Annotated in this window: 24 protein-coding genes and 2 pseudogenes; 20 read left to right on the top strand and 6 right to left on the bottom strand. The window is 59.0% G+C overall.

The window, feature by feature from the left end; genetic code table 11:
- Nucleotides 1-60: 60 nt before the first annotated feature.
- A complete protein-coding gene (locus VXJ24_RS07550) occupies nucleotides 61-1,359 on the bottom strand; it encodes an alpha-amylase family glycosyl hydrolase (RefSeq protein WP_330972316.1) in 1,299 nt (432 codons plus the stop codon).
- Nucleotides 1,360-1,608: 249 nt separating this feature from the next.
- On the opposite strand from VXJ24_RS07550, the gene VXJ24_RS07545 reads away from it, so the two are divergent.
- The 8 genes and pseudogenes from VXJ24_RS07545 to VXJ24_RS11500 form a co-directional block, all read left to right on the top strand.
- Entirely contained in the window at nucleotides 1,609-2,619 is a 1,011-nt protein-coding gene (locus VXJ24_RS07545; protein WP_330972315.1) for a LacI family DNA-binding transcriptional regulator, read from the top strand.
- A 45-nt stretch (nucleotides 2,620-2,664) separates the two neighbouring features.
- Nucleotides 2,665-4,005: an ABC transporter substrate-binding protein gene (locus tag VXJ24_RS07540; protein ID WP_330972314.1), complete on the top strand. Its 1,341-nt coding sequence runs from the start codon at nucleotides 2,665-2,667 to the stop codon at nucleotides 4,003-4,005.
- Nucleotides 4,006-4,111: 106 nt separating this feature from the next.
- A complete protein-coding gene (locus tag VXJ24_RS07535; protein WP_330972313.1) occupies nucleotides 4,112-4,999 on the top strand; it encodes a carbohydrate ABC transporter permease in 888 nt (295 codons plus the stop codon).
- The gene (locus VXJ24_RS07530; RefSeq protein WP_330972312.1) at nucleotides 4,999-5,862 is read left to right on the top strand and encodes a carbohydrate ABC transporter permease; all 864 of its coding nucleotides are present in this window, start codon (nucleotides 4,999-5,001) and stop codon (nucleotides 5,860-5,862) included. Before VXJ24_RS07535 ends, VXJ24_RS07530 begins: the two co-directional genes overlap by 1 nt.
- Before the next feature lie 10 nt (nucleotides 5,863-5,872).
- The gene (gene malQ, locus VXJ24_RS07525) at nucleotides 5,873-7,363 is read left to right on the top strand and encodes a 4-alpha-glucanotransferase (RefSeq protein ID WP_330972311.1); all 1,491 of its coding nucleotides are present in this window, start codon (nucleotides 5,873-5,875) and stop codon (nucleotides 7,361-7,363) included.
- A gap of 1 nt (nucleotide 7,364) precedes the next feature.
- A complete protein-coding gene (locus VXJ24_RS07520) occupies nucleotides 7,365-8,564 on the top strand; it encodes an ABC transporter ATP-binding protein (protein ID WP_330972310.1) in 1,200 nt (399 codons plus the stop codon).
- 488 nt (nucleotides 8,565-9,052) lie between these two features.
- Nucleotides 9,053-9,178 (top strand): hypothetical protein, encoded by a 126-nt coding sequence (locus VXJ24_RS07515; RefSeq protein WP_330972309.1) that lies wholly within the window; start codon nucleotides 9,053-9,055, stop codon nucleotides 9,176-9,178.
- Between the two features lie 12 nt (nucleotides 9,179-9,190).
- A pseudogene (locus tag VXJ24_RS11500) lies at nucleotides 9,191-9,346 on the top strand (ATP-binding protein); the annotation flags it as partial.
- A gap of 385 nt (nucleotides 9,347-9,731) precedes the next feature.
- Here the strand turns inward: VXJ24_RS11500 and VXJ24_RS07510 are convergent.
- Nucleotides 9,732-11,216, bottom strand: a complete 1,485-nt coding sequence (locus tag VXJ24_RS07510; RefSeq protein WP_330972308.1) for an RNA/DNA-binding domain-containing protein — start codon at nucleotides 11,214-11,216, stop codon at nucleotides 9,732-9,734.
- 233 nt (nucleotides 11,217-11,449) lie between these two features.
- Nucleotides 11,450-11,905 carry a hypothetical protein gene (locus VXJ24_RS07505; RefSeq protein WP_330972307.1) on the bottom strand — a complete coding sequence of 152 codons (456 nt, stop codon included), beginning with the start codon at nucleotides 11,903-11,905 and terminating at the stop codon, nucleotides 11,450-11,452.
- Between the two features lie 134 nt (nucleotides 11,906-12,039).
- Between VXJ24_RS07505 and VXJ24_RS07500 the strand changes: the two genes are divergently transcribed.
- The 4 genes from VXJ24_RS07500 (at nucleotide 12,040) to VXJ24_RS07485 (ending at nucleotide 15,335) form a co-directional block, all read left to right on the top strand.
- Nucleotides 12,040-12,879, top strand: coding sequence for an LOG family protein (locus tag VXJ24_RS07500; protein ID WP_330972306.1), 840 nt, complete (start codon nucleotides 12,040-12,042; stop codon nucleotides 12,877-12,879).
- A 318-nt stretch (nucleotides 12,880-13,197) separates the two neighbouring features.
- Complete coding sequence (locus VXJ24_RS07495) at nucleotides 13,198-14,262, top strand: hypothetical protein (RefSeq protein WP_330972305.1); 1,065 nt, start codon at nucleotides 13,198-13,200, stop codon at nucleotides 14,260-14,262.
- A gap of 6 nt (nucleotides 14,263-14,268) precedes the next feature.
- Entirely contained in the window at nucleotides 14,269-14,958 is a 690-nt protein-coding gene (locus VXJ24_RS07490) for an ATP-binding cassette domain-containing protein (protein WP_330972304.1), read from the top strand.
- 38 nt (nucleotides 14,959-14,996) lie between these two features.
- The gene (locus VXJ24_RS07485; RefSeq protein WP_330972303.1) at nucleotides 14,997-15,335 is read left to right on the top strand and encodes a hypothetical protein; all 339 of its coding nucleotides are present in this window, start codon (nucleotides 14,997-14,999) and stop codon (nucleotides 15,333-15,335) included.
- 113 nt (nucleotides 15,336-15,448) lie between these two features.
- On the opposite strand, the gene VXJ24_RS11495 is transcribed toward VXJ24_RS07485, so the two are convergent.
- Nucleotides 15,449-15,604, bottom strand: a complete 156-nt coding sequence (locus VXJ24_RS11495) for a type II toxin-antitoxin system RelE family toxin (RefSeq protein ID WP_430623815.1) — start codon at nucleotides 15,602-15,604, stop codon at nucleotides 15,449-15,451.
- 124 nt (nucleotides 15,605-15,728) lie between these two features.
- Nucleotides 15,729-15,881: pseudogene (locus tag VXJ24_RS11490) on the bottom strand (DUF6290 family protein); the annotation flags it as partial.
- A 296-nt stretch (nucleotides 15,882-16,177) separates the two neighbouring features.
- Between VXJ24_RS11490 and VXJ24_RS07480 the strand changes: the two are divergent.
- The 5 genes from VXJ24_RS07480 to VXJ24_RS07460 all read left to right on the top strand — a co-directional run bounded on the left by VXJ24_RS07480 (nucleotide 16,178) and on the right by VXJ24_RS07460 (nucleotide 19,569).
- Nucleotides 16,178-17,041 (top strand): transporter substrate-binding domain-containing protein, encoded by an 864-nt coding sequence (locus VXJ24_RS07480; protein WP_330972302.1) that lies wholly within the window; start codon nucleotides 16,178-16,180, stop codon nucleotides 17,039-17,041.
- A 74-nt stretch (nucleotides 17,042-17,115) separates the two neighbouring features.
- Nucleotides 17,116-17,769, top strand: a complete 654-nt coding sequence (locus tag VXJ24_RS07475) for an amino acid ABC transporter permease (protein WP_330972301.1) — start codon at nucleotides 17,116-17,118, stop codon at nucleotides 17,767-17,769.
- Nucleotides 17,762-18,526 carry an amino acid ABC transporter ATP-binding protein gene (locus VXJ24_RS07470; RefSeq protein ID WP_330972300.1) on the top strand — a complete coding sequence of 255 codons (765 nt, stop codon included), beginning with the start codon at nucleotides 17,762-17,764 and terminating at the stop codon, nucleotides 18,524-18,526. The genes VXJ24_RS07475 and VXJ24_RS07470 overlap by 8 nt, the downstream gene beginning before the upstream one ends.
- Before the next feature lie 29 nt (nucleotides 18,527-18,555).
- The gene (locus VXJ24_RS07465; protein WP_330972299.1) at nucleotides 18,556-19,161 is read left to right on the top strand and encodes a GIY-YIG nuclease family protein; all 606 of its coding nucleotides are present in this window, start codon (nucleotides 18,556-18,558) and stop codon (nucleotides 19,159-19,161) included.
- A gap of 114 nt (nucleotides 19,162-19,275) precedes the next feature.
- On the top strand, nucleotides 19,276-19,569 hold the full coding sequence (locus VXJ24_RS07460) for a DUF1292 domain-containing protein (RefSeq protein WP_330972298.1): 294 nt from the start codon (nucleotides 19,276-19,278) through the stop codon (nucleotides 19,567-19,569).
- A gap of 65 nt (nucleotides 19,570-19,634) precedes the next feature.
- On the opposite strand, the gene VXJ24_RS07455 is transcribed toward VXJ24_RS07460, so the two are convergent.
- Entirely contained in the window at nucleotides 19,635-20,369 is a 735-nt protein-coding gene (locus tag VXJ24_RS07455; RefSeq protein ID WP_330972297.1) for an HAD family hydrolase, read from the bottom strand.
- A gap of 232 nt (nucleotides 20,370-20,601) precedes the next feature.
- On the opposite strand from VXJ24_RS07455, the gene tatA reads away from it, so the two are divergent.
- From tatA to lysS, 3 genes are all read left to right on the top strand, one after another.
- On the top strand, nucleotides 20,602-20,922 hold the full coding sequence (gene tatA, locus VXJ24_RS07450; RefSeq protein ID WP_330972296.1) for a twin-arginine translocase TatA/TatE family subunit: 321 nt from the start codon (nucleotides 20,602-20,604) through the stop codon (nucleotides 20,920-20,922).
- Between the two features lie 62 nt (nucleotides 20,923-20,984).
- Entirely contained in the window at nucleotides 20,985-21,452 is a 468-nt protein-coding gene (gene greA, locus VXJ24_RS07445; protein WP_330972295.1) for a transcription elongation factor GreA, read from the top strand.
- Nucleotides 21,453-21,539: 87 nt separating this feature from the next.
- A complete protein-coding gene (lysS, locus tag VXJ24_RS07440) occupies nucleotides 21,540-23,894 on the top strand; it encodes a lysine--tRNA ligase (RefSeq protein ID WP_330972294.1) in 2,355 nt (784 codons plus the stop codon).
- Nucleotides 23,895-23,909 lie beyond the last annotated feature (15 nt).

Raw genomic sequence — 23,909 nt, 5'->3', positions numbered from 1 at the left:
AGAAGGCCCCGCACGCCTCTTTGTGGCGTGCGGGGCCTTCTGCGTAGCTCTATGGGATGCCTAGCGCTCGATGATGCAGGCGCAGCCCGGAAGGGAGACCGTGCCATCGGATACCGTCACAGGCTGGCCCGTGACGAGATTTCGATAGGTGCCGTCAGGAAGATCGACGGCAGCCACTGCGTCCCTTCCCCTGAGCGGGAAGATGCCAAGCGTCGGGTGCAAGCCGTCGCGGCGGCAGACCATGATGCCCCGCTCGTCGTCTGCAGCTGCCTGGAACGTGTCATCGCCGCCGAGGACTTCGTGTGCGATCTTCGACATGCGTGCCATAAGGTCGGAAAGGTCGCGTCCGTCGAGCTCTGCGCGCCTCCAGTCCCAGAGGACCGTGTCCTTATCGAAGAGGGAGGGGCGCAAGGTCGAGCCGATTTCCTGGCCGCCGTAGATCAAGGTCGTGCCCTTGAGATAGAAGACAAGAGCCGTGAAGACGGCAAGCGCCTTCGGGTCGTGCACGAAGGAAGCGATGCGCTCCGTATCGTGGTTCTCGAGGAAGCGGAGCTTGTCGTAGTTGGCAGGATAGCGCGTCTCCTGGCCATTGAGCGCTTCTGCCCAGGCAGAGAGCGGCTTTTTGCCCTTGAGCACGTCTTCGAAGAGCTCGCGGATATCGTATTCATACTCGATATCGAAGGCCTCGAAGTCCTCGTCGTCCGTGGCGCAGTTGAGCCCCTTGCTCCTCATAAGGTCGCCGAAGGAGGCGTGTACCGTCTCGGCGAGCCAGATGCAGTCAGGACGGACCTTTGCGACCTCCTCGCGGGCGCGCTTCCAGAACTCCACCGGCACGAACGACGCTACATCGCAGCGGAACCCGTCGACGTAGTGTGCCCACTGGCAGAGCGTCTCGATCTGGTAGTCCCAGAGCTCTGTGTGCGTGTAGTCGAGGTCGATGATGTCAGACCAGTCGCCGACATGGTTTCCGGGCGTGCCGTCTGGCTTGTGGTAGAACCACTCGGGATGTGTCTGCCAGAGCACGGAGTCGGGAGAGGTGTGGTTGTAGACCACATCGATCATGAGCTTCATGCCGAGGGCATGGACCGCGTCGGCGAAGGCGGCGAAGTCCTCGAGCGTGCCGTACTCGGGATTGATGGCACGGTAGTCAGAGATTGCGTAGGGGCTGCCGAGCGCTCCCTTGCGGGCAACCTTGCCGACGGGATGGATTGGCATGAGCCATATATAGTCTGTGCCGAGCGCCCGGATGCGACCGAGGTCGGCCTGGGCCGCCCTGAAGGTTCCCTCCTTCGTATGGTTTCTCACAAAGATGGAATAGATGGTCTTCTGCCTCAGGGCAGAAGGTGTGCTTTCAGCCATGCAGTCCTTCCTCTCTCTTGTGCTGCAGGGGCATGACCAGACCCTTGCAGACCGTTTGCAGAATCTTTTCCGAACGTTCGCCGCTCATAAAATACCGTTCGCCCCACATGCATTGACCGAATGAGGGGATGGTGGTTTTATGTAGACAACGGTTCCGGTAACGCTACCAGAAACGATACCAGAAACGGTTATGCGTACAGGAATAACCGTTCACGAATCGGTGGACGTAACGGATGGAAGGGGAGAGCAATGACCATCAAGGATGTCGCAGCCTACTGCGGCGTTTCGGTCTCTACGGTCTCCCGTGTCCTCAACAACCATCCCGACGTCTCCGACGAGGTCAGAAACAAGGTCATGAAGGCTGTGTCCGACCTGCACTACACGCCGAACAGCACAGCCAGAGACCTTGCCCGCACCCAGGTCAATGCCATTGGCCTTGTGGTCCGCGGCATCTCGAATCCCTTCTTCACGCCCATCATCCGCACGATCGAGCATGGGTGCGAGGCAGCGGGCTACACGATGGTGCTGCACCAGGTCTCCACGACCGACGACGAGGTCAGGGCTGCCACGGAGCTCGTGCAGTCCAAGCGCCTGAACGGCGTCATCTTCCTCGGCGGCCGCTACGACTATACGAAGGCAGAGATGCAGGGGCTCACGGTTCCGTATGTGTGCTGCACGTATACGAACCATTTCGGCAACCTCGATCGCTCGAGCTACTCCTCCGTCGCAATCGACGACAAGGCAGAGGCCGAGCGTGCCGTGAAGTACCTGGTCTCGAGGGGACACAGAAGGATTGCGATCCTTCTGGACAACCCGGAAGATCACTCCATCTCCGAGCGCCGCTATGCAGGCTACTGCAAGGCGCTGCGTGAGGAGGGCATCGAGCCCGATCCCGATCTCGTCCTGGAGGCGGCAGACTTCGATCTCGCTTCCTCCTATAGGTGCGTGAAGGACTTCGCCGACAGGCGCGAGGATTTCACCGCACTCTTCGCGGTCGCAGATACGCTCGCGATCGCAGCTATCAAGGCCCTCTACGATGCCGGAAAGCGCGTGCCCGATGACGTCTCGGTCATCGCAATCGACGGCATCGAGATATCCAATTACCTCATCCCGACACTGACGACCTTGTGCCAGCCCAAGGATCGTCTGGGAGAGGAAGCAGTGCGCATTCTGGTGGATGTGCTTGAGGGACGTGCTGGCAACCGTCATATCCGGTTGGAGACGACTCCGCGGCTTGGTGGAACCGTTAAGTCGTTGTAGGGCATCCGCCCAGGGAGGGCGGACAAAGAAAGGGGAGTAGTTCCTATGAAGTCGATTACACGTAGGTCGTTCGTCGGTGGCGCCGGCGCAGGTCTCGCAGCTCTTGGTCTTGCTGCCTGCGGCAACTCCAGCTCTTCCGATTCTTCGAGCTCGAGCTCTTCCAGCTCCAACTCCGACGACCGTTCCGGCAACGTCTATTGGCTGAACTTCAAGCCTGAGCTCGATACCGCAGCTCAGAAGCTCGCCTCCGACTACATGGAGAAGTATCCTAACGTCAAGGTCAAGGTCCAGACCGCAGCTTCCGGCACCTACGAGCAGACGCTCACGTCCGAGATGGACAAGTCCGAGGCTCCGACCCTCTTCGTCATCGGCAACCAGGCCGGCGTCAAGGAGTGGGCAGACTACGCAATGGACCTCTCCGACACCCCCATCGCAAACGAGCTCACGACGAATGACTACAACCTCTACGACGAGTCCGGCAAGCTCGTCTCCATCGGCTACTGCTACGAGTGCTACGGCATCGTCGTGAACAAGGACCTCGTCGAGAAGGCAGGCCACAGCGTCGACGACATCAAGGACTTCGACTCCCTCAAGACCGTCGTCGAGGACATCCACAAGAACGCTTCCAAGCTCGGCTTCGACGCCTTCGTCGCAACCGACCTGGACTCCTCCGCTTCCTGGCGTGTCACTGGCCACCTTGCCAACCTCGAGTACTTCTACGAGGAGAAGAAGGCTGGCACGAAGTGGACGTCTGCCCCTGCAACGATCACCGGCGACTATCTGCCGAACTACAAGAAGCTCTTCGACCTCGCCATCAACAACTCCCTCGTCGAGCCGAACACGCTCGCCACGGGCGGCCACGATCCTTCGACCGAGTTCGCAGAGGGCAAGGCAGCCTTCATCTTCACCGGCTCCTTCGGCTACAAGGACTTCAAGGGCAAGGTTGCAAACTCCTGCTGCATCCCGTACTACTGCGGCGTTGACGGCGAGGAGAACGCCGGCCTGAACTGCGGCACCGAGAACTGCTGGGCCATCAACGACAACGCCTCCGACGAGGACAAGAAGGCCACGATGGACTTCATGGTCTGGCTGGTCTCCGATCCTGACGCTTCCAAGACCATGGTCGAGAACCTCGGCATCCTCCCGTACAAGAACTCTCCGGAAGGCGACAACCCGTACCTCAACAACGCCAAGGAGTACCAGGACAAGGGCTGCTACACGATGGACTGGGCAACGAACTTCCAGCCGAACGTCGATGCCTACCGTGCTGCTCTCGTCTCTGCTCTGAACTCCTACACGGCAGATCCTTCCGATTCGACCTGGGCTGACGTCAAGACCGCCTTCGTCGATGGTTGGGCTTCCAACTACAAGAAGGTCAATGGCTAAGGCCAGCTGAATCAGTCTCAGCAAGGGCGGGAGCCGGACGCGTCCGCGCCTGGTTCCCGCCCCTCTTACGTTCCAAGCAAAGGAGTGAGATATGAAAAGCAAGGCTTTGGCCGAGAATTCGCAGATCCGTGCCACGAAGAAGTGGTCATGGCTCTTCATCCTCCCGGTCACCGTTGCCTTCGTGATCGGCTTCGTCTGGCCGTTCATCCAGGGCATCTACCTGTCGTTCTGCTCGTTCAAGACGACGAACAATGCAAAGTTCGTCGGTCTCAGCAACTACGCTGCAGCGCTTACCGACCAGTCCTTCCAGCATTCGTTCTGGTACACGGCGCTCACGGCAGTCGTCCTTCTCGTCCTCATCAACGTGATCGCCTTCTTCGTTGCCTATGTGCTCACGCAGGGCATCAAGGGATCGACGCTCTTCCGCACGATCTTCTTCATGCCTAACCTGATCGGCGGCATCGTCCTCGGCTACATCTGGTCCATGATCTTCGACGGCATCCTGCAGCAGTACGGCACCTCGATCCTCCTGGAGACGAAGTACGGCTTCTGGGGCCTCATCATCCTCATGTGCTGGCAGCAGATCGGCTACATGATGATCATCTACATCGCAGGCCTCCAGGCTGTCCCTGAGGACATGATCGAGGCAGCGAAGATCGACGGCGCCAGCAAGGCGCAGACCCTCTTCAAGGTCATCATCCCGAATGTCATGCCGTCCATCACGATCTGCACGTTCCTGACCCTCACGAACGGCTTCAAGCTCTTCGATCAGAACCTCGCGCTCACGGGCGGCCTGCCGTACACGCAGCTCGCCGACGGCTCGACGATCAACACGACCGAAATGATGGCTCTGAACATCTACAACACGTTCTACACGGCAGGCGCTGCGAACCGTGGCGTGGCACAGGCCAAGGCTGTGATCTTCTTCATCCTTGTTGCCGCCATGGGCCTGGCACAGCTCAAGTACACCCGCTCCAGGGAGGTGCAGCAGTAATGAAGCAAGCACAGCAGACGCTCACGTCCGAAAAGCACGGAAAGACAGCCCTCGCGGTCATCTTCGCCATCATCTGCTTCATCTGGGTGCTCCCGGTCGTCGCTGTCGTCATCAACTCGTTCAAGCTCAACACCTACGTCAAGACCGAGACGTTCGCCCTGCCGACGGCAGAGTCCTTCGCAGGCTGGCAGAACTTCATCACCGGCGTCACGTTCGGCAACTACAACTTCTGGATGGCTGCAGGCTACTCTGCGCTCATCACCGTGCTCTCCACGTTCCTGATCCTCTTCTTCTGCTCGATGGCAGCATGGTACATTGCCCGCGTGAATTCGAAGTTCTGCAAGATCATCTACTACCTCTGCATCTTCTCGATGGTCGTCCCCTTCCAGATGGTCATGTTCACCCTCTCGAAGACGGCAGACACCCTGCAGCTCAACACCCCTTGGACCATTCCTGTCATCTACCTCGGCTTCGGCGCAGGCCTTGCCATCTTCATGTTCACAGGCTTCGTCAAGTCCATCCCGCTCGAGATCGAGGAAGCTGCCGCCATTGACGGCTGCGGACCCGTCCGTACGTTCTTCTGCGTGGTGCTCCCGATGCTCAAGCCGACGCTCATCTCGGTCGGCATCCTCGAGATCATGTGGGTCTGGAACGACTACCTTCTGCCGTACTTGGTGCTCGACATCAACAAGTACCGCACGATTCCTATCCAGATCCAGTATCTGAAGGGCTCCTACGGCACAGTCGATCTCGGCGCCACGATGGCACTGATCCTCATGTCCATCATTCCTGTCATCATCTTCTACTTCGCATGCCAGAAGTACATCATCAAGGGTGTCGCAGCTGGCGCAGTCAAGGGATAGGCTTCATCTCATGAAACGTGCAAGCGGCATCATCCTTCCGATATCGTCGCTCCCTTCTCCTCATGGCATCGGCACCTTGGGCGAGGCAGCCTATGAGTTCGTGGACTTCCTCGCCGACGCCAAGCAGTCCTGGTGGCAGATCCTTCCCGTCGGGCCGACGAGCTACGGCGACTCCCCTTACCAGAGTCCGTCGGCCTTCGCAGGAAACCCCTACTTCGTCGATCTCGACCTGCTCGTCGCAGACGGTCTCCTCGAGAAAGACGAGGTGGAGGGCATCTCCTGGGGAGAGGATCCGGCGCGCGTCGACTATGCTCTGCTCTATGAGATGAGGCCGAAGCTCCTCCGGAAGGCAGCCAAGCGCGGACTTTCCCGCGACGCTGCCGAGGTCAAGGAGTTCCGCGAGGCCAATTCCACCTGGCTCGAGGACTATGCCCTCTTCATGAGCATCAAGGAGCACTTCGGCATGGTCGCCTGGAACGAGTGGCCAGACGAGGATGCAAGGCTGAGGAAGCCCGAAGCGCTCAAGCGCTACGCTTCTGAGCTCAAGGACGATATCGATTACTACATCTATGTGCAGTACCTCTTCTTCAAGCAGTGGGAAGCGCTCCGCGCCTACGCGCATGCCAAGGGCGTGAAGATCCTGGGCGACATGCCGATCTATGTCGCAATGGATTCTGCCGACGTCTGGGCAAACCCCCAGTGCTTCCAGCTCGACGAGAAGAACGTGCCCTACGAGGTGGCAGGAGTTCCTCCTGACTACTTCAGCGCCGACGGCCAGCTCTGGGGCAACCCCCTCTACGACTACGACGCAATGGAGAAGGACGGCTTCGCCTGGTGGATCCAGCGCGTCGCAGGCGCAGGCAGGCTCTACGATGCCCTGCGCATCGACCATTTCCGCGGCTTCGAGTCGTACTGGGCTGTGCCTTACGGCGAGAAGACGGCACGCAACGGACATTGGGTCAAGGGTCCGGGCATGAAGCTCGTGGGACTCTTGAAGGAGCAGTTCCCCGGCATCACGTTCATCGCCGAGGACCTGGGCTATCCCACGCCTGAAGTGCGCCAGCTTCTCCTCGATTCCGGCTTCCCGGGCATGAAGGTGCTCGAGTTTGCCTTCGATTCGCGCGATGGGGGATCGGACTACATGCCCCATTGCCATATCTGGAACTGCGTGTGCTATACCGGCACGCACGACAATCCACCGCTCATCGCCTGGAAGCACGAGGCGGCACCGGAAGATGTCGCAATGGCGTGCGACTACCTGGGCATCAAGTCCGACGAGGACTTCGTCTGGGGATTCATCCGCGGCGGCATGAGCAGCATTGCCAATCTCTTTGTGGCTCAGATGCAGGACTACCTCGAGCTTGGTTCTGAGTCACGCATGAATATTCCTGGTGTTCTGGGCGGCAATTGGCAATGGCGGCTGCTCCCGGGCCAGGCAAGCCCCGAGCTCATCCAGCGCCTCGCTGCGATGACTCACCTCTATGGAAGGGACGGTAAGTAGCATGTCCGATGTGAGCCTCAGGCACATCACCAAGATCTATCCGAATACGGAGCCTGCCAAGAAGAAGCACTTCGGCAAGAAGGAGCCGGAGAAGAAGCACAACGCGAACCTCAAGGTCACGGACGAAGGTGTCGTCGCGGTCGAGGACTTCAACCTCGAGATCAAGGACCGCGAGTTCATCGTGCTCGTCGGACCTTCCGGCTGCGGCAAGTCCACGACCCTGCGCATGGTTGCAGGCCTTGAGTCCATCTCCGGCGGCGAGCTCTACATCGACGGCAAGCTCATGAACGACGTGGCGCCGAAGGACCGCGATATCGCAATGGTCTTCCAGTCCTACGCCCTCTACCCGCACATGACCGTCTACGACAACATGGCATTCCCGCTGAAGCTGAGGAAGCTTCCGAAGGACGAGATCGACAAGAAGGTCCGCGAGGCTGCAGAGACCCTGGGCATCACCCAGTACCTCGACCGCAAGCCGAAGGCACTCTCCGGCGGCCAGCGCCAGCGTGTCGCTATCGGCCGCGCCATCGTACGTGAGCCGAAGGTCCTCCTCATGGACGAGCCGCTCTCGAACCTCGACGCAAAGCTCAGGAACCAGATGCGCGCAGAGATCATCAAGCTGCGCCAGAAGATCGATACGACCTTCATGTACGTCACGCATGACCAGACCGAGGCAATGACCTTGGGCGACCGCATTGTCGTCATGAAGGACGGCGAGGTCCAGCAGATCGGTACCCCGCAGGAGGTCTTCGAGACGCCGGCCAACCTCTTCGTCGCAGGCTTCATCGGCGTGCCGCAGATGAACTTCTTCGACGCCGACCTCGTCCGCTCCGGCGCTGACTACGCCGTCAAGCTCGGCGATGTCACGATCAAGGTGCCGAAGGACAAGGCTGCCAACCTCGCTTCCCACGACGTGCAGTCCCAGACCATCACGCTCGGCGTCCGTCCTGAGCATCTCACGCTCGGCGTCACGGATGGCCCGCGCCTCGAGGGCACGGTCGATGTGTCCGAGATGATGGGCTCCACGGTGCACCTGCACATGACGAGCCTCGGCCAGGATGTCATCGCTGTCGTCAACATGATGGAGGAGGGCAACGGCCACGCTGCCAACTACCGTCTCGGCGACAAGGTCGAATACACGTTCCCGACCTCTGTCATCCACATGTTCAGCAAGGAGACGTCCAAGAACCTCGAGCTCTAATCTCCCGAATCGATTCCCCCCAATTATCTCCCCTGGGACAGCCCCTGCTTCGCGCGGGGGCTGTCCCTGTATAGGCAGGCAGCACGCTCTATGCCGGCGCATATGCTCCGGACCGAATAGCGCATATGCGCTAAATACGCCAGCGCATATGCGCTAAACGTTTCAGCGCGTTAGCGCGTTTCCAGCGCAATCTATAGGTCGAAGGCGCGGGGATGGGGTGATTGGCCCTGAAGGGGCCAATGCTTTCATGAATGCTGGAGACAAAGGCTGTGAGCTGCATATTCGCCAGCCATGAAAAGCCGGCATGCCGCTTGATCGCGGAGCCAATTATGTCCTGCGACCTCTGGCGACAAGGCGACGGGGATGCAGATCCCAGCGGCGAAGCATTATGCGCTTCAAGAAATAGCGCATATGCGCTAGTGGTTTCAGCGCGTTAGCGCAATTCTGGCGCAATGCAGATGCGAAGAGATGGAAAGAGCGGAAAGACGATGCTTGCCTTCTTTAAGCTGACGAGCGAGGCGCTTGCAAATGCTCTGGCGCACAGGACGTGGGACGTCGATGCCAATGTGCGTGTCGCGATGTATCAGGATAGGGTAGAGATTACGTCGCCGTGAGGCCTTCCGTCGGGAATCAGCGTTCAGGAATATCTGGACGGCCAGGTCTCAAAGCTGAGGAATCCGATACTGGGGAATGTCTTCTTCCGGCTGCATCTGATTGAGAGATTCAGGACCGGAATTCCCAGAATCAGGAAAGCATGCCACATCTTCGAGAGGCAGCCATAATTCGAGGTCTACGAGAACTCGATCCGCGTGACGCTTCCCCTGGCAAGCAGGGAGCTGCCCATCTCCGAGGACGAGAGGAAGGTGTATCGCGAGCTGGTCGGGAAGTCCTTCCAGATGTCGGAACTGGCTCAAGCGACAGGCTTTGGAAAAACGAAAGCCCTGTCCATTCTGAAGGCCCTCATCGACAAGGGGCATGCCTCTTTCTCTGGCACGGGAAGAGGGACGAGATATTCTGCTCCGAGGTAGGCTCTTTCTGGGCCCGGCCGATCTGCTGCCATCAATATCGAGCTGCTGAAGCGACGGTGTTGGTTGTCTGCTGGAGGCGGATATGGAAAGGCGGGAAGTACAAAAGCGTTTCCTTGCTCGTCCTCAGATGCGCTGTGCCCTAGACGTCCTTCTGGCTTCCTCCTTGTGCCTTTTTATAGCGTATCCTTCCTCCATCATGGATGGGGACAATCCTTCCGTCCTCTGCCATCGTGTCTACGACTGTGCGGAGCTTTGCAGTCAATCTCTTATAGCCGATCTTGCGCGAGAGCTCGGAAATCAGCAGCGGTTCATTTTCAAGGGCATCCAGAACGCGCTTTTCAAGCTCGACACTGTGGCGCTTCTTGGCATCCCTTGGCGCAAAAGCTGGATGCACTGGAATCTCAACCGAAAGGTAGCTGCGATCAGGATCCATGTGGAATGCAGGCAAGGCAGAACCGTTCTCGCGGAGGGCTTTAAATGCGGTAGGAAAGCCGGTGTTGCGGCCCTCGATGAGATGCAGCTCCTTCAGGAAATCGCCAATGCGACGATTCCGATAGATGCGTGATTGTATGTGCCGCGCGGCAATATCGGCATCCGTGATGCTCCTGTCAAAGCCGGGATAGCTGGTGATTTCCATGGATTTGGGTGTGATGCGTACAACGATGGGCTCGGATATCTGGTATGAGCGGTGGTATACCGCATTCGAGAGAATCTCTTCGACGGCGGCATAGGGATAATTCCAGACAGTGAGGGCTTCGGCCTTATTGGGCAACTTGTTTGTCTTGCTTGCAATGATGTAGTTCTTGATGAAGAGGAGAGCGTCGCTGAGCTGAGTCTGTATCGGCCCTTTGAAAACTTTCTCGGTCATATCCTTGCCCGTGGGGTCAGGCAGATTGACGACTTCGATGCGGGCATACTTGAAGTACTGCTCGATATGATCCGAGAACATGAGAATACCGACGTTGCGGGGGTGCAGGTCTTCGGGAGGTCCCGCGAGAAGCTGCAGATCCTCCGCGAGCGCTTCGAGACTCATGTCTTTGGACCTGTTGTAGAGAGCGCTGCCAACTTCGCGCAGATAATCTTGGATGCGGTTCCTGCTGAGGGCTTCTACGCTTGCCGTCAGATTTGGCCTGTCGTCAAAGGGAATGTTGGAGGAAACGTAGAAGAGCTCACGTTCTTCCTGCGGAGATGCTACAACTGTGCTCGCCATCTTCCGTATGTAATAGCGCTTGTCGGAAGTGTTCTTGTAGACATTCTTTGCAGCTTTGTAGGGACGCCCGAAGCCTCCGGGGCACCAGATTGCGATGATATAGCGTCCATCAAGAAGCTTTGGTTCCACAATGGGTTCGTAGAGCGGCTCGATGCAATGGCAGAAGCCCTCGAGCTTCTTCAGGATGGAGTCGATACGCGATTTGTCGATGCCTTTTGGTGGGAGCTGCGGAATCGAGTCCTTTTCTTCGATGCCAATGATTATGTAGCCGCCGCCAATGTTGTCTATATCGTTGGCGAAGGCGCAAATGGTATGGATGATTGGCTCTGGATTGAAGTCAGACTTGAACTCGATTCGTGTCGATTCGACTGTTGTTCCGCTGATGAGCTCGGAAATATCAGCTGGTATTGCCATGGACGCCTCCGCCGATCTGCACTGCGCGCTAATACGATGATAGCAGTTAGCGCATATGCGCTGAAAAAAATAGCGCATATGCGCTAATATTTTTAGCGCGTTAGCGCGTTTTCAACGTATCGCGTTGTGTGAGCTAGTTAACCTATCAGGTCGTGGCATGGTTTCGCAAAGAAAAAGAGTGGAAAGACTCTTCAAGGCGTCTTTCCACTCTTCACCAGATGTGCCGTGCTGTCCTAAGCGTTCTTCTGGCAGCCACAGCCCTTCTTGCCTGCATCCTTCGGCAGGATGCCTTCCTGCTGGGCATGGCGGATAGCATCCTCCATATGGAGAAGCACCGGTGCTGGCTCATGGCCGAGCTCGGTCGCGCAGAGGGACTCCTGCGAGAAGTCGGGGTCGGGCAGGGGATTGCCGTTCCTGTCCACGCCGAAGAGGGCTGCGATGAGATCGGGAAGCGGGGAGTCGGCTGCACCTTCATCGTCCTTGGGGTCATAGCCCTCGACCGTGTATCCGGAAGCCTCGAGCGCCATTGCGATGACGGGGAGACCGACGTCGAGCCTCTTTGCAAGCTGGGGGATGGTCTCGGTAGGGTCTTCCACCTCGATATCGAGCTCATGCAGGTCTTCCTTGAGAGAAGGATGGGTATCCATAAGCTCAGAGAGCGGGCGGGTGAAGTCGAGCGTTTCTGCCATGTTCTGGGTGTCCTTTCCGTTGTGGTGGAGCCATTGTACCCCGGCTCACGCATTGCGTACGGGACCCTTACAGGAATTGGAAAGAGCGCTGCTACCCTGAAAAGCACTGCGCTGAATAATGAACAAGGAGAGATATGGCAGCAAAGAAGAAGTCGAAGAAGGCTGCGGAGAAGAAGGACGCTCTGAAGGACAAGCTGGTCGCGGTCCACACGAGCGTGGCTACGCACAGGGAGCGTCCTGAGGAAGAGAACCCTGATACGTCGTACATGAAGGGCCCGATCCTTCTGCGCGGCAAGATGGTGCCGGCACATACGACATCCGGCAACCTTCTGGCACCCGAGCACGATACCAATTGGCTCCACGAGGATCCATGGCGGGTGCTGAGGATCCAGGCAGAGTTCGTGGATGGCTTTGGTGCGCTTGCAGAGCTGGGGCCTGCCATTGCGGTCTTCGGATCTGCACGTACGCCAGAAGACGACCCGATGTACCAGAAGGCACAGGAGATTGGCAAGGGCATCGCGAAGGCAGGCTTTGCCGTGATCACCGGTGGCGGCCCGGGCATCATGGAGGCTGCAAACCGCGGTGCCTATGAGGCAGGCGGCACCTCGGTTGGCCTCGGCATCGAGCTTCCTCATGAAGAGGGGCTCAACCAGTGGGTCAATATCGGCATGGTCTTCCGCTACTTCTTCGTGAGGAAGACGATGTTCGTGAAGTACTCTTCGGGCGCTATCGTCTGCCCGGGAGGATTCGGCACGCTCGATGAGCTCTTCGAGCTCGTGACCTTGATCCAGACTCACAAGACGAACTATGCGCCGCTCGTGCTTCTGGGGACAGACTACTGGGAGGGCCTCATCTCCTGGCTTCGCACTTCTGTGCTCGAAGCAGGAAACATCTCGCCCGAAGACCTTGACCGCATTGTCGTGACGGACGATGTGGAAGAGGCGGTGCGTGTCGCGACGGGATGCAGGAAGTAGGCCTGTGCCATAGCATGAACCTTCGGATGCCCTTCCTGCTGCAAGCAGGAAGGGCAGCTCTGCCCCTGCGGCTTGACGGACCTCCATCGGGGGCAATCCTGCCGCTGGGCGCCGAGGAGGGGCGCTTCGCCGGAGATGAAGCGGGCTTCCAACTGAAAGACATCTGAATCACCTATGCTTTGAGCTGAAGCTGAAACGTTCCCTGTCGGATTTTTAGCCGAGGCCAGGTGATGCGCTGTGCGGTATGGTAGACGGCTTGTCCAGATTCTGGTAGCGGAGCGCGGCCTCTGGGCCGTCTGCATGGCCTCTGCACTGCTTATGGCAGCACCCCTGCTCATACCCTTCCCGACCTTCGGAGAAAAGACGCTCCGGGACGAGGTGCGCATCAACCTCGATATCGCGGGGCAGACGACACCTTCTGCGGAAGACCTTGCATCTATGCCGGAAGATATGAGAGAGCTCATGGCAGAAAGCAGAGAGGCGCTTTCAGATGCTGGGGCCGCAGAAGATGCTGGCAGCTTCTACGATGCAGTCATCAGAAGGTGCAATGCCGAGCTCGAGATGATCGACAAAGGATATCTCTCGGGAGATCGGGATACGGACGAGCTGCGCCTGCGCTTTGCTGAGCTGATGCGGGACCTCGATGATCCTGACTATCTCGGCACGTCGCTCGATGCTTCGGCTCTGGATGCCATCTCGCTTGCTCCTGCATCCATGCCGGCACTTCTGGCGCTTCTGCCCTCGCTTGCCATTGCCTTCTTGGTGCAGCGTGCGGTGGGGCAGCAAAGGCTCATGGGCCAGGCGGCAGATCCGGCCATCCGTATCGTATCATCGTCCGTGTGCAGCATGCTCTGTGCTGCAGCGGCGGTCCTGCTCACGCTTGTGCCTGCTGCAGCAATAGCTCTTGTGCGGAATGGCTTGGGAGATCCGAGCTATCCCGTGCTCTATAGCCAAGTGGGCCAGACCATCGTCTGGAGCGCTGCTGGATGTGCGGCATGGACAGTTGCTCTCCTGGTGCTTGCAAGCTGCTTTGTGGCTGCCGCTGCGAGCGCTATCTCCCTGATTTTCGGGAAGGCATTTGCCGGCCCTGCGGTCCTTGCGATCCTTGCACTGTTGTCTGGGATGCCGCAGTACTATCTGGCAAGCTCTCCCCTGAGCGGAATCGTGCCGTTCCTTCCCATGAGCTATGCCTGTCCCTCCAAGGTCGTCGGCTATGCCGGCATCTTTCCCTATATGGATCTTGCAGACAGCGCCGCCCTTTCGCCTGCTTTCGGATGCCTCGTGCTTGCTGTGGGCGCTGCCATCTGTGTCATATGCGCTGTCACCCTGGATGCTGCCATGCGCTGGCACAGGGCAGCGCGTCTTGCGCCTCAGGGAGCGTGACGGAAGATGCTCAGCCTTCAGCATGCCACCATCGGGTATGGCCGCAATATCATCCTGGAGGACGCCAGTTTCGAGCTCAGGCCCAAGAGCATCTGCGGGCTTGTGGCGCCGAACGGCTTTGGCAAGACGACGCTTCTTCGTGCTCTTTCGGGCACGGCCTCGCTCATGAAGCATGGCAGCGTCGTTCTGGACGGAGAGAGCGTCTATGCACGGCAGGACGTGCGGACGAAACTCTTTTTCGGGCCTTCTGACGAATCCCTTCTCTATCCGCAGAAGACGGGAACCTTTCATCTGAAGCTCGTGCAGGAGCTCTGGGAGTCGGATGCGGAGAGCGGGACGGCAGCAGCTCTTATCGGCATTGAAGGCTTTGCGGGACGTCCGGTCCGTACCTATTCGCAGGGTATGAAGCGGCAGCTCCTTCTGGCGATGGCCTATGCGTCGCAGGCGAGCTATATCCTTCTGGACGAGCCGCTCAATGCACTCGACCCGGACAAGGCGGAGCGGGGATGTGCCGCTCTGTTCAGGATGGCAGAAGAAGGCGCAGCCATCCTTGTGGCATCCCACCAGCCCGAGGAGCTGGACCGTATCTGTGACTCCTACCTGGTCTTCAAGGGAACGAAGCTTGCGGTCGTGCCGAAGCAGGGCAGCTGCAGGGGGCTCTTCCATAGATGCTACGGAAAAGATGCCGAGCGGTAATGCCGCAGGAATAGCAGGACTGGCGAAGGAGGAGCAGTATGAGATTCGGAAAGAAGGCTGTTGCAGCGTTGTTGGCACTGTCATTGGGTGTTATCCCTGCAGGGGCTGGCGCTCTAGCAGTAGAAGGGGAGTGGAAAACGCCAGATGATGAATCGCTCCGCGCTACGCTCATAGCGGAAGTCGAGGACACTTATAAGTCCTTTACTCCTTTGAGCGCTGGGCCAGTTGATCCAAAGTATGATGTAACCTACAAGAATCTGTACTTTAGAAATTCTTATGGACTGAGCTCAGTAGATCTTATATCGGGTACTCGTGGATGGCATGGTGGCTGGCAGGGCACCATCAACACATATAAATGTAGGTACTGGACGAATTAACTGACAGAGGGGTTATCTGCTCGGCATGAGGCCAGCCTGACGGGTGCTCAGGCTGGCCAAATTTTAACTAGATTTTAGCAAGCGAGTATATGCGGCTCTATAATGGCTGGGAGCTACTTTGAACGGTATATGCGACTTCTGCGATCAATCGCAATCACCTCGATTGTGAGAATCTCTTGTTCGATGAAACAGATGATGCGATAGTCACCTACGCGGTAGCGCCATTCTCCTGAATGGTTTGCTGTAAGCCCCTGCCGAAAGCAGGGCAGCTGCAGGGAGCTCTTCCATAGATGCTACGGGAGAGATGCCGAGAGGCGAGGCTGAAGAATTGGCAGAGCTGGCAGCGGGGGGATGGCCTGGATTCTGCCATGTGCAGCCACAGGGCGCAATGCATCAATGCATACCCAGCTCCTGCAGGGCCTGCTCAGGGGAATAGCGTGTTCCGTCATCCTGGGCAAGCGCCTCGCGAAGCGCAGCCAGATCCTCTGCGTCCTCGATTCCCTCGAGGACATCATCGCGCATGAAGTCCGAGGCCGATCTGCCATCGTGTTCTGCACATCTCTAGATGGCAGCCACCTCATCGTCAGGCAGTTCTGCCTTCATCTCTGCCATCAGCCCTCCTTCCGGATGGTGGTACGAGCGGGTCAATGATGAAGCAGAACGAGGTCTTGTCTTATGGCCAAAGAGCTGGGGTGGCTGCAGCTGGCCTCCTTGTGCCTTTGGGCTCCGTATCACATTTCATATAGGTGAACTGATGCTGTCCTATGGGCTGCTGGCACTTTACTGTGCTAAAGTGTTCCGCACGGGTCGGCAGGCTGCTGCCGCATATGAAAGGGGAGACCATGTCCACCATGAACCGCCGCCAGTTCCTTGGCCTTGCAGGAAGCTGCGCTTCGTTTGCAGCGCTCGCATCTCTTGCTGCCTGCGGAAACAGCTCTTCGTCCTCGTCTTCTTCGAGCCCGAGCTCCAGCTCTTCGAGCTTCACGGGCCCCTTTGTCCTGGGCTTCGATCAGGAGTTCCCGCCGTATGGCTACATCGGCGACGACGGCGCAGCGACCGGCTTCGATATCGATCTTGCTCAGGCAGTCTGCGATATGGAGGGCTGGGAGTTCAAGCCCACGCCCATCAACTGGGACTCCAAGGACGCAATGCTCAATGCTGGCCAGATCACCTGCATCTGGAACGGCTTCACGATCGAGGGGCGCGAGGACGACTACGCCTTCACCGATCCCTATATGGAGAACCGCCAGGTCGTGGTCGTTCGCGCCGACTCCGGCATCGAGAGCCTCGCCGACCTTGCAGGCAAGAATGTCGCGACGCAGACGGACTCTGCTGCCTACTACCTCCTCGTCGACGGCGGCGACCAGGCGGACCTCGGCAAGACGTTTGCAAAGCTCGATACGATCGGCGAGTACAACACGGCCTTCATGATGCTCCAGCAGGGCACCTATGATGCACTGGCCGTCGACTATCCGGTCGCTGTCTACAACATAGGCGACGACACGAGCTACAAGATCCTCGACGAGGCGCTGAACTCCGAGCACTTCGCTGTTGGCTTCAAGAAGGACGATGCTGGCGAGGCTCTTGCCAAGACCGTCGAGGCCGACCTCCAGAAGCTCGACAGCGAAGGCAAGGTCGAGGAGGTCTGCGAGAAGTACGCAGACCAGGGCGTCTCCTATACGGCCTGGTGCCTGCCGAAGGCATAGGCATATCTGTTTCTGTCAGCTGGTAGCCGCATGCAGCATGCGCTGCATGCGGCCTTGTGTGCAAGGTGATGATCTTGGATCTCTCTACGATGGTGGGGCTTCTGGGGACGGGCTATGTCACGTCGCTCGAGATATTTGCCCTGACGCTTCTGGGTTCCATCCCTCTTGGCATCATTGTGGCCCTGGGCAGGCTCTCCCACATAAAGCCGCTCTCCTTCATCGTGAAGCTCTACATCTCGCTCATGCGCGGCACCCCGCTCATGCTCCAGATGTTTGCGGTCTTCTTCCTGCCCTATTACGGCTTCGGCCTCTCGACGGGCACGGACTACATGTTCACAGCCTGCATGATTGCCTTCATCGTGAACTATGCGGCCTACTTCGCAGAGATCTACCGTGCTGGCATCCAGTCCATTCCGCGCGGACAGTATGAGGCAGCAGAGGTCCTGGGCTACACGCACTCCCAGACCTTCTTCCGCATCATCCTGCCGCAGATGTTCAAGCGCATCCTTCCTGCCATGGGCAACGAGGTCGTCACGCTCGTGAAGGATACGTCCCTTGCCTTCTCCATCGGCGTGGCGGAGATGTTCACGCAGAGCCGCGCCCTCGTCGCGAGCCAGAGGAGCATGGTACCCTTTGCCATTGCGGCACTCTTCTACTGGGTCACCTGCCTCCTCATCGAGTTCGTGATGCGCCGCATCGAGAAGAAGATGGACTACTACCATGACTAGAAGCGATATCGCAGTGAGCTTCTCCGGAGCCTGCAAGGCCTTCGGAGACAAGGAGGTCCTGCACGGCGTCGATTTCGAGATCGGCCGTGGCGAGGTCGTGTCGCTCATCGGCCCTTCCGGTGCCGGCAAGTCCACGATGCTTCGCTGCCTCACGCTCTTGGAGACCCTCGATGCAGGATGCATCGCCTACGGGGATGCCGTGGTCTGCGAAGGAGCGGAGAAGGCGGTCTACAACAAGGCAGCCATGCGTGAGGCGAGGATGCGCTTCGGACTTGTCTTCCAGGACTACAACCTCTTCCCGCACCGCACTGTCCTCCAGAATGTAATGGATGCCCCTTTGATCGTGCAGCACAGAAAAGAGGACGAGGTCAGGCGGGAAGCGGAAGACCTTCTGGGAAGGCTTGGCCTCGAAGGCAGGGAAGGTGCCGTGCCGTGCGAGCTTTCGGGCGGCCAGCAGCAGCGCGTTGCCATTGCCCGCGCCCTCTGCATGAACCCCGAGGTCATGTACTTCGATGAGGCGACAAGCGCCCTCGATCCGAAGCTCACGAAGGACATGCACGACCTCATCCGCCAGCTTGCGGGAGAGGGCATGGCGGTAGGGATCGTCACGCACGAGATGGGCTTTGCCGAGACGGTCTCCGACAGGATCTGCCTTCTTTTCGATGGGCAGATTGTCGAGGATGGCACGCCCCACGAGGTCATGGAGCATCCGAAAGATCCCCGCACGAGGGCTTTCCTGGACCTCGCGTGCGACTGATGGGAAGACGTCAGAAACGCTCTTTCGCAATGCGTGTCCTTGTGCTCCTGCTCGTCCTCTGGGCGGCAGGAGCATTTCTTGCATTCGTGCAGCTGATGGAAAGCTATCCCAAAGCAGCGGATGCGGAGACGTGGCTTGCCGAGGCGGAGGTTGCGACAGACGTGCTGGCAAAGCCCTGCCTTCTTGCGCTTGCCCTCGTGCTCCTCGTCTGGGCGGCAGGGACCGTGCTCTTCCGCACACGGGCAAAGCGGAAGATAAAGCGGCTCTCGCGGGGTGCCAAAGCCTTGACGCCCGAGCAGTTCCTCCATATGCGCAATGGAGGAGGCACGCGGGGCAGAAGCGATGTGCTTTCCCATGACTTTGCCGGCATCTACATCTTCACGAACACGGATGACGGGAGATGCTATGTCGGGCAGGCCCACAACGTGATCTCGCGCGTGAACCAGCATCTCACGGGCAAGGGCAATGGCGATGTCTATGCCGACTATGTCCACGGGGCGCATTTCGAGATCAGGATGATCGCCCTCAAGGGCTCGGGCTACCACACGCTCGACGATCTCGAACGCACGGCAATCGCAGCCACCGGTGCCTATGAGCGGGGCTACAACAAGACGCGCGGCAACCGTCCGTCGTGAGAGGGTGCCGTTCAAGGGATAGGACCTTTCGTACAGAAGTGCTGCGGCTACACTTGATATGTCCCGAAGGGGCTGCCTAGCTGCCCTTCATGCAGCCGAGCGAAAGGATAGTCCATGGCTGACGAAGATGAGGTCGAGTTCATCACGCTTGACTACGAAGATGGAACCTCCGAAGAGTGCGAGGTCCTGGGCGTATTCGAGAGCGGCGACGGCGAGTATGTGGCGCTCTCTCCCGAGACGCACCCGGAAGATGTCTACCTCTACGTCTACAACGAGACGGACGACGGAGACTTCTATGTGACAGAGATCCCGGATGCGGACTACGACCAGGTCTCGAGCGACTTCGACGATCTGTGGTTCGCTGACGCGGACGAAGACGACGACTTCGACGCAGAGGATTCTGAGTAGGAATCCCGAGCAGGGGAGATATGGGGAGACGGGGACCGGAAGGCTTGGCTTTCCGGTCCCCGTCGCTATGGCACGATTCTTTTCACAAGCTCCTCGAGCTCTTGTACCGTGTGCACCTCATGCTCTGCCGGGAACTGGTCTGAGGGTGCTCGGCGCAGCCTGTGGTTGAACCAGACGACCGGCATATGCACGGAGTGGGCGCCGAGCACATCGATCGGGAAGGCGTCTCCTATATAGAGCGAGTGTGTGGGGTCTGCACCTGCATGTGCAAGGGCCATCTCGAAGATCTCAGGCGAAGGCTTGGCCGTGCCTACAGCGTCGGAGATGAAGACGTTGTCGGATGAGATCCAGCGGGAAAGGCCCAAGATCTCGATCTTCTGGCGCTGCGGCGCCTCGCGGCCGTTCGTGATGATGCCAAGAGCGCATCTGACATGGACGGCACACCAGTCGAGCGTGCGCTCCATCTCGGGGGCAAGCTTCATGGCAGCCTTGCTCTGTGTCCCATAGACATGCTGGAGGGCAAGCGCTGTCTTCTCGTCGATCGTGACGCCGTAGGTCGCAAGCGTCCTCTGCATGCGGCGGATATACATCTCGCGGGTCGGGTGCTGATCGTTTCGGAGTGCCGAGAAGATTTCCTGGGAGTAGCGCCTGCTCGTATCGAAGAGGTCTGCAGCCGTGGCATGGGGAATGGGCCCTACGACCTTTTCCACGGCATATGCGAAGGGCTGCGCCTGGTCATAGAGCGTATCGTCCAGGTCGAAGAACACGGCATCGCGCTTGCCTGCGGCCTCTTGTCCCATTGCGTCAGCTCCTGCTCTGTGGTATCCAAACTATAGATGGCATGATAGGTTTCTTGTATCGGTCGCTCAATTGCGAGCGTGCTACATTGAGCCTGTCCTGCAACATGAATAGTACCAATTCGTGCAGAATGTTTCTGTGCGTATAATGACTCGGAGCCGCTTTCTGGTGCGGATATGCAGCTTCGTGGCTATACTATGGTGCTTGTAGCAATGTCTCCGGAAGAGCCGGAGCGTGAAAGAGAGGGAACGCATGAGCCTCGGACCTTTGGAAATCATCGTTATTCTGGTCGTTGCCCTGCTCATCTTCGGACCCAAGAACCTTCCGAAGCTTGGCAGCGCCCTGGGCAAGACCGTCAAGAATGTCCGTGAGGGCATGGAGGGCGACGAAGGCAAGGACGACGAGAAGAAGGCTACCGAGACCGAGGCCTCGATCGAGGATGCCGATGCTGACGCCGATGCCGCTGACGAGAACGTGAAGTTCTGCCCGAAGTGCGGTACCAAGAACCCGGCAGACAACGCCTTCTGCTCCAAGTGCGGCGCAAAGCTCGAGTAATCCCTTTTCGCCCCCAGGTCCCGCCGGACCAGTCCTTGCACCAGGTCGTGAGAAAGCAGAGCATGGAAAACACAATCACCTTGACCCCTGAGGGCCGTCAGAAGCTTGTCGACGAGCTTGCCTACCGTGAAGGCGAGAAGCACGACGAAATCGTCGAGCGCATCAAAGTTGCGCGCGATTTCGGCGACCTTTCCGAGAACTCGGAGTTCGACGATGCAAAGGAAGAGGAGGCAAAGAACGCCTCCCGCATCAACGAGATTCGTACCATTCTTGCAACTGCCAAGGTGATCGACGCTGCCAACGGCCTTGAAGTCTCCATTGGCTGCACGGTCGAGCTCACGGATGCCAAGGGCAAGAAGACGACCTTCACGATCGTGGGCACGACGGAGACCAACTCGCTCGAGCACAAGATCTCGAACGAGTCCCCTGCAGGAGCTGCCGTCATTGGCCATGAGGTGGGAGACCATGTCTCCTTCTCTTCGCCTTCCGGCAAGGTGCGCGAGTACACGATCACGAACGTCACGCGCTAAGGCATGCACAGATAGGATTCGCTGCGCCCCGAACCCATGGGACACCATGGGGCCGGGGTGCTTCATGTTGAAGGAGATATACACACCATGCAGGAAGAAGAGGCACGCACGCAGGATGCACCGCTCTTGGATGAGCGCGCACAGAGAAGGGCACGCCGCCAGGAGCTGATTGCAGCCGGCATCAACCCCTACCCGATCAAAAGCCACGTCGATGCCCATGCAAAGGACATCGAGGAGAAGTATGCAGGCCTCGCTGCAGGCGAGGACACGACAGACGTCGTGACCGTCGCCGGCCGCATCCGTGCGCTCAGGAACCAGGGCAAGATCGCCTTCATCGTGCTCGAGGATGTCACGGGCCAGATCCAGCTCTTCTGCCGCGTGAACACGCTCGGCGAGTCCTGGCCGCTCGTGGGCGAGCTCGACCTCGGCGACATCGTCGAGGCGACGGGTGCCGTCGTCCGCACGAAGAGGGGACAGCTCTCCGTCGCGCCGACGAAGCTCACGCTCCTCTCCAAGAGCCTGCGCCCGCTTCCCGAGAAGTTCCACGGCCTCACCGACCGCGAGGTCCGCTACCGCCAGCGCTATGTCGACCTCATCATGAACCCCGAGGTCCGCGAGGTCTTCCGCAGGCGCTCTGCCATCATCTCCCTCATCCGCCGCTACATGGAGGCAGATGGCTACCTCGAGGTCGAGACGCCTGTCATGCACTCGATTCTGGGCGGTGCGAACGCAAAGCCGTTCGTCACGCACTTCAACGCGCTCGACCGTGACTTCTACCTGCGCATCGCGACGGAGCTGCCGCTCAAGCGCCTCATCGTCGGCGGCATGGAGCGTGTCTTCGAGATCGGACGCCAGTTCAGGAACGAAGGCATGGACCTCACGCACAATCCCGAGTTCACCTCCATGGAGGCCTACTGCGCCTACTCCGACCTCGAAGGCATGAAGGAGCTCACGCAGGGCCTCTTCAAGACCATTGCCCGCGAGATCCTGGGCTGCGAAGAGGGCAAGGAGATCATCACCTATCAGGGGCAGAAGATCGACATGTCCGGCACCTGGAAATCCATCCCGCTGGCAGAGGTGGCCTCCTCGGTCGTGGGCGAGCACATCGATATGGATACGCCCGTCGAGCATCTGCGCGAGATCCTCGACGCCCACGGCATCGAATGGCAGAAGGACTGGGGCGCCGGCAAGCTCCTCTTCGAGATCTACGACGAGCTCGGCGAGGCGACGCTCGTGAACCCGACGTTTGTCTGCGACTACCCTGAAGAGGTGAGCCCGCTCTCGAAGCGCAAGGACGAGGACAAGCGCCTGACGGACCGCTTCGAGCTCGTTATCTGCGGCCATGAGTACGCCAACGCCTTCTCCGAGCTCAACGACCCGGTCGACCAGGCAGGCCGCTTCGCCGAGCAGGTCGCTGCCAAGGACTTCGGCGACGACGAGGCCATGGGCTATGACTACGACTACGTGCGTGCTCTCGAGTACGGCATGCCTCCTGCAGGCGGCATCGGCTACGGTATCGACCGCATGATCATGCTGTTCTGCGACCAGCCGGCTATCCGCGATGTCCTCCTCTTCCCGCAGATGAAGCCCGAGACGATCACGAAGGAAGACATCGCCTCGCAGCTGCCTGACAAGACGGACAACGCTGCCGCCTCCGTCGATGCCCTCGCGAAGAACGCCGAGGACGGCGCCACGGCAGACCGCAAGGCGGACGAAGCCGCTCATGCTGAGGCTCAGGAAAAGGCAGAGGAAGCACCTGCAGAAGAGTCCGCAGAGGAGCCGGAGGGCCTCTCTGAGGCTGCCAAGGCTGCCATCGCGGCCGATATGTCCGGCACGCTTACGGCGGGCATCACGCGCGATGAGGCGCTCGACCTTCTGAAGCGCTACAACGACGACGCCTTCCACATCGAACACGGCGAGACGCTTGAGGGGCTCATGCGCCACTTTGCCGAGCAGTACGACCCGGAGAATGTGGACTTCTGGGGCATCGTGGGCCTTCTCCACGATCTTGACTGGGAGAAGTTCCCGTCTGTCACCAACCACACGGTCAAGACGGCTGAGCTCCTGGCCGAAGCTGGCGCCACGCCGCAGCTTGCGCATGCGATCATGACGCACAACGCAGACAACAACGACGAGCTGCCCCAGCCTGAGCTCAAGATGGAGCGCGTGCTCTTCGCGACCGACGAGCTCTCCGGCCTCATCCAGGCTGCCGCCAAGATGCGTCCCTCCGGCTCTGTCGCAGACATGCCGCTCAAGTCGCTCAAGAAGAAGTTCAAGGACAAGCGCTTCGCTGCCGGCTGCGACCGTGCTGTCATGGAGCGCGGCGCCGAGCTCAACGGCGAGGACATGAATGCCTGCATGGAGTCCGTCCTCGAGGCGATGAAGGCCATCGCCCCTGTCGGCGACATCTATGCAAAGCCCGCCGAGGACACTGAGGCATAGGCTCTAAGGCCATAT

The sequence above is a fragment of the Olsenella kribbiana genome (genome assembly GCF_036408795.1).
Classification (GTDB): Bacteria; Actinomycetota; Coriobacteriia; order Coriobacteriales; family Atopobiaceae; genus Olsenella_L; species Olsenella_L kribbiana.
This window is presented reverse-complemented; position numbering and strand designations above follow the sequence as displayed.